At 43.5% G+C, this 5,756-nt stretch carries 5 protein-coding genes and 1 pseudogene; 3 read left to right on the top strand and 3 right to left on the bottom strand.

The window, feature by feature from the left end:
- Window positions 1–114: 114 nt before the first annotated feature.
- Window positions 115–387 (top strand): annotated as a pseudogene (locus tag H6H03_RS39055) (carotenoid biosynthesis protein); the annotation flags it as partial.
- A gap of 135 nt (window positions 388–522) precedes the next feature.
- Here H6H03_RS39055 and H6H03_RS39050 read toward each other — a convergent pair.
- The 3 genes from H6H03_RS39050 to H6H03_RS39040 form a co-directional block, all read right to left on the bottom strand.
- Complete coding sequence (locus H6H03_RS39050; protein ID WP_190960336.1) at window positions 523–1,569, bottom strand: chemotaxis protein CheB; 1,047 nt, start codon at window positions 1,567–1,569, stop codon at window positions 523–525.
- Window positions 1,570–1,668: 99 nt separating this feature from the next.
- Window positions 1,669–4,038, bottom strand: a complete 2,370-nt coding sequence (locus tag H6H03_RS39045; RefSeq protein ID WP_242058229.1) for an NACHT domain-containing protein — start codon at window positions 4,036–4,038, stop codon at window positions 1,669–1,671.
- 600 nt (window positions 4,039–4,638) lie between these two features.
- Complete coding sequence (locus tag H6H03_RS39040; RefSeq protein ID WP_242058228.1) at window positions 4,639–4,842, bottom strand: DnaB helicase C-terminal domain-containing protein; 204 nt, start codon at window positions 4,840–4,842, stop codon at window positions 4,639–4,641.
- 58 nt (window positions 4,843–4,900) lie between these two features.
- Here H6H03_RS39040 and H6H03_RS39035 point away from each other — a divergent pair, with 58 nt between their 5' ends.
- Window positions 4,901–5,398 carry a winged helix-turn-helix domain-containing protein gene (locus tag H6H03_RS39035; RefSeq protein ID WP_190960335.1) on the top strand — a complete coding sequence of 166 codons (498 nt, stop codon included), beginning with the start codon at window positions 4,901–4,903 and terminating at the stop codon, window positions 5,396–5,398.
- A gap of 53 nt (window positions 5,399–5,451) precedes the next feature.
- Window positions 5,452–5,685: a hypothetical protein gene (locus H6H03_RS39030; protein WP_190960334.1), complete on the top strand. Its 234-nt coding sequence runs from the start codon at window positions 5,452–5,454 to the stop codon at window positions 5,683–5,685.
- Window positions 5,686–5,756: the final 71 nt, after the last annotated feature.

Raw genomic sequence — 5,756 nt, 5'->3', positions numbered from 1 at the left:
GAGGACGGGTCATGTTTTGACTCGGACATACCGACTTGAGTTCGTCCTCTTTTATTGTCCCTCTCTTTAAGGATGATTAGCTATGACCATGCCACTTGACCCACTAGTTCAGTATTTATGAGTGTGACTGCACTGTTGTGGAGAAACAATCCAATTAACTGCGAGCAAGGGCAACTTAATATCCCTTTTGCAGTTTATTTAAGTAACTTTGGTTTCGCTACAGTCATGAGCTTAACAGCTGGATTCTTTGTACCCGTGTTGCTAGGCTTGTCGCTGGGTGTAACTCCCGCAGTGCTGCTGTGGTTGAAAGGCTCATCTACCCTCGGACAAGTTCCCATTGAACCACCAGAAATCTCTGTAGCTAGGGTCAAAGTTCCAGTGAAATGAAAGGGCATTGGGTACAAGAGGCAGAGGGAAAAGACTTACTATAGCCGTAGTCACATAGGTTAGGACAGTATTGGTTGCTCAAAACCTTCAAATAACCGGGTTTTTACTCAGCACGGGATCAACGCCCCGCTTCCGCTAACAGCACTCAGCGCGATCTTCCTCTATTGCAGCAATAGTTCGTTTCGTGGCAAAGCCGTTGAGAATTATGCCTCGAACTAAGGACACCTCTTTATCCAAATTCATTGCATGATTCTCATATTTTGTTGCGGCAATAGTTAAATTGTAGTTTTTCATCTGTTCTGCCATTTGACGGGAGAATGTAACCTTTTCCTCCATTGCCCGCACAGCCGACCACAGCGCATTTTCGAGATTCTGAGTTTGCTCTGCCAGAAACACATTGGCTGTAAAGGAATGCCCTATGTGACAGCGAAACCGTAGCGGCTGTTCTTTGCCAATTTGCCAAATGCTGCCGTTGCATTCAGGGCAGGTGTAAGTCGTTCTAGTGCCGATCGCTTCTACATTCTTTAAAAACTCCTGGGTATTCATCTGCTGTTCAGCAATCTTGGATTCAATTTCGATCTCTTTGGTCACGGGATATGTCTCCTCCTGGGCAGCAGATTCCTTTGATAACTGCACTAGTAGGTCTGGGATTTCTGCAAGCGGCAGGCAGTAATCGACCTTCACATACCGCAAGGCGCTCTTGGCCATGCTGGGGTATTCTGCTTCGTTCGGGTCTTGAACGATCGCTACTCCGCCCCGTTTCTTGATTGCCTGCAACCCCACCGTGCCATCATCAAGATAGCCAGTGAGTACCACACCTACCACCCTTGTACCATAAGCGTGGGCGGCTGAACGAAATAACGCATCGATCGCGGGGCGAAAGCGGTTTTCTTGAGGCCCGCGCACGACACGCATTGAGCCTTGATTGACCAACAGGTGATAATCAGGCGGTGCGACATAGATGCGCCCGGTTTGAATTGACTCTCCATCTACCGGGTGAGATGCTGGGAGAGAGCCTACATCTGCAAGAATTTGGGGTAGGATACTGGGCTTATCTGCTGCAAGGTGCTGAACAATGAAGAAGACAGCATCAATCTCAGCAGGCACAGCACCTAAGATTGCGCCCAGCGCTTTGAGTCCCCCTGCCGAAGTACCAATAACAATAATGTCGTGTCTAAGCATAGATCCCTTTTTTTAGTGAATAAAAGCGTTTTAGGGAACTCCAAAAAATAAATTATCCAATTTCACTCTTTCAAAACGAATTTCCCTCCACGGCAGTTGCTACAACAGAGGGAACCTCCGCAACGCACTGCCTCCCCTGCCCGGTCGCAATCCCTGCCATTCTCGCTCAGAGAGTTCTTTCATCGGCAACAACAAACCAGCTTCAATCTCCTGTCGCACAACGCGTGTTACCTGACAGTTGCCATTGAGACAATCGATAAGCAACTGATTAGCATCATAATATTGTTGCAATACTTGCTCTTGCTCAGGGCTGAAGTGCCAGTGATGCTCAATGTTTCGATGCTTGGTGAGCATAGCTTTTAACTCTTCCATCCAGGCAGGGTAACTTGTTTGCCACCATGTCTGAAATCTTTCTCTAATTTCTGAATCAGGCAGTTGGTCTTGAAGTTGTTGTAAAGCTTGACGTAAGCCCGCATCTTGAACAATTGTTAAAGCATGACTTAAGGCATTGTTGCAGGCATGGGCATCAGCAAAATTAGATTTGCACTCAATAGTACATTCAATTACTAAGTTATCTAATACCGCATCCAGAAAAATACCTCGATCGAAGATGCAGGCAAAGGCAAAATGCGGGGTAAGGTGAGGAGTCCTAGCTAGGGCAAGGAAAAACGCACGAGTTTCAGCAGGCTTCAGGGGAGCTACACGAGACTTTTGGCTTGCCCAAGTTAAAAATTTTTGCAAATATGGATCTTGAGCCACTAGCGCATCAATTCGTTGCTTCATCAACTGCACTAGAAAATCTGCACTCCCCAGCATGGCAACGGTTAACAAAAAGATTTCACGCCACCGGGGTTCAGTAATATGACTCACCAAACGTTCCAATACTTCCAAATTATAACTGGCAACAATTTTGCGCGCAGTTAAGTATTCGTGAAAAGTTAAACAAGAGAAGGAAAAAATCCCTTGCACTCGTTGTGTCAATAATCCATGTTGCAACTCTATTGCCTTAAGTATCCCTTCACTATCTAATTCCAATTCCTCTGGTTCCGTCGAAGCATTCGGCAAATCACAGATATAGTCTTTAATGTATTGTTCAACAATCCGTTGTTCAAAAAAGTAATTACCCTGCTCAAATGTCGCGCTAGCAACTTGACTCAGCAACTTCAGCTTTTGTGGGAATAAAAAACCTTGGTACACTTCATCCCGCTCAATTCCTTTAGTTTCGTCCCATTTGCTTAACAAGAGGTCTAAACATTGCTTATAAAACTTAGTTTTTTGAATTGGGAATTTGTTCTGCTGATGAAAAACCCAGCAGGCAAGGTGCAAAAATAAAGGGGTGACAGCAAGTCTACGGAATTGTAAGTTTTCCGGTAAATTTAGTTTCTCAATAAACTCAACTGCCTGTTGTTGTCTATCTAGGATGTTTGTTTTCGTAAGTGCTGTAAACCATTTCTGAGCAAAAGCAACAATTTGGTCTTGATTCAAGGGAGCAATTTCAACATCTGTAAAGCGTCTCAGGCTAAAAGCTTTTGCCCCCGTGCGACAGGTCACTACAAACATATTCTTTTGATACTTTTCAGCGAGTCGGCGAATGTTGTTAACCACAGCCTTGCTCTGGCGATCGAGTACTTCGTCTAATCCATCTAGCAACAGCAAAACTCTGCCTTCCCATAACAAAGTTTCCAGCACAGATACATCTGAAATACCAGAGGTGAACAATTCTTCGCGGATATAGTTGAGTAAATCGAACTCCCCAATTTCTTTAGATTCGTCAGCAAAATCTCTTAAGGTAACAAAAATGGGTATCCGATTTGCGGCAAATCTACCTCGGTTGCATTGAATTGCCAGATGTTGCAAAAAAGTGGTTTTACCTGTTCCCGGTTTACCCAATACCCGCAGCTTTGAGTAAGTTTCAACTGCCGTGATTCCTGCAATTTGTCTCTGGGATACTTCACCTAAACCAAAGCACTCAAATTCTTTTGATGTCAAGTTTTGCAAGTCCGCAAACTCTAACCACTGAAAGCTCGCTATCTCCTCCAAAATGTTGACATCGCTGTAAATCTCATCGATTTTGACGAGGCGGCTAATATCTAATAATTGCAAAGTACCGCACTGGTCTTGAATTTTCTCAAAGCGTTGCGCTTTTACCTGTTTTACTAAGGCATCAATATCTAAGAATTGAGCGGGAGCAAGTTCTTTTGATTGGGTAAATTCTTCTGGAGGATTAACCGTAATTTCCCGCCAATTTAACAACAACACCGAACAAATTTCTATAAAGATTTGACGCTCAACCGATTGCCCACTAAAAAACCGCCAGATTGGTTGACGAGTTTTTAAGTTGACTTTAAAAGCTAGATTTTCTTGTGTCCACCCTTGATAAGCGAACGCTTTTTTAGCTTTTTGAATCCCGACGAGCGATGCTTGGAGCGATCGCTTGACCATCGAACTAAAGCTTGCTCCTAAAATCAACCATTCAAACTTTCATTCATCTGTTTATATCTTAGAGCTTTTTCTAGAGCAGAATTTTCTCTTTAGTTAAACTTATACACTGTTCATCAAATATCCGCTCTCAGCTATATTAAATTTTATAACTAATTCAAACAACTCAGGTTTGCTATTACTAGATATAAATTTGATTGTTTGTTTGATGTCAAACTGATGCCAAGGGTACTCGTCCGAATGGTACGTTTGTAAACGTGAAACGTCGTCAGGGCTGGCTGTCGGGGGTAGGATGTAGTGTTTTAAGGTATTTTATTTATTCCCTATACTTTGCCCCAGCGGGGCTTGGTCAAATAATCAACATCCAATTTATTCCCTACACCCCACACCCTACACCCAAAGTCAGGAATATCAAGGCTTTACGCTTATCTTAGTGCCATTCGGGTATAATGCTGTTGAAGCATCTTGTAGCTTTTTGGTTTCGGTGTACTGGTAGAGGCATCCTTGACTAGGAAGATGTAAGCTTTTAAGGTCGTCCTCTAAGAATTTTTCGGGTGTCGCAAAAGATATGATAAGCATCCGTGTATGAGTGAACATGAGGTGAGAAGATGTGACTCAAAGAGAGTCAATTCACCTCGCCAAGTTCAAAAACCGAGAAGTAGAGAAATCACACAGCATAGTTGCAGTACTGAGTTTGCCGTAAAGCCGATTTTTCTCAACAATCAACTTGATAGTTTGGTCGCTAGGGTCTTTTGTATACACACCATCGCGGTAAAGCATGATTAGCTGGTCGCACACCTCGAAGATTTCGCCAGAGTTGCGGAGTAATATCATGTTCGGATAAATACTTATAATAAGGGTGCAACAGTTGCAGTGAATTGATCTACGTCTTATGCCTAAACAGATTGCGATCGTTAACCACATTAGTACGGAAGAACTGTTAGTTCGCTATCGTCAGGCGACAGAAGCAACAGAACGCAGTCATTACCAAATAATTTGGCTATTAACGACAGGAAAAACGACTCAGGAAGTGGCGCAAGTAACAGGATATACAAGAATCTGGATTTATCAGTTAGTAAAACGCTATAACCAACTGGGGACAAGCGCATTGGGAGATCAAAGGCATCATAACCCAGGGAAAGAAACATTCCTTACAGACGTACAACAAGCACAACTGTGGCAAGTACTAGAAGAAAAAGCACCAGACGGGGGGTTGTGGAATGGTCGCAAAGTGGCAGATTGGTTAAGTGAATTGACAGGAAAACGTATAACTCGGCACAGAGGGTGGGAGTATCTACAACAAATGAGATACAGGCTACGTGTTCCTCGGCCAGAACACGGGATGAGTGACCTTGTTGAGCAAGAAAACTGGAAAAAAAACTCGATTTGAGGCTCAAGTTTCTTCAAGCACAATATCCAAACGCCGAAATCGAGGTTTGGAGCATGGACGAACAGACGCTCGATGACTCGCTAACGCTTCGCTATCGTCTGGGACTTCATCCCATCCTGCGTCGAGTGTGGGTTCCAGAAGGCTCTCAACCAATAGCCTCAGTGATACAAAAGTATAAATGGATGTGGTTGTATGGTTTTGTACACCCTGAATCAGGTGAAACTTATTGGTGGGTTATTCCTTATGTAAATCAATACCATTGCCAAAATAAGAGTATGAAGAGGTAGGGCATTTGGTAGTAGAGTTATTGTCTCTCACAACGATAAATCAAATACTACAAGCAGCCCATGCCTGATAT

The organism is Nostoc paludosum FACHB-159 (genome assembly GCF_014698835.1).
GTDB classification, from domain to species: domain Bacteria; phylum Cyanobacteriota; class Cyanobacteriia; order Cyanobacteriales; family Nostocaceae; genus Nostoc; species Nostoc paludosum.
Note: the sequence above shows the minus strand (reverse complement) of the source record. Positions and strands in the feature narration are given on the sequence as shown.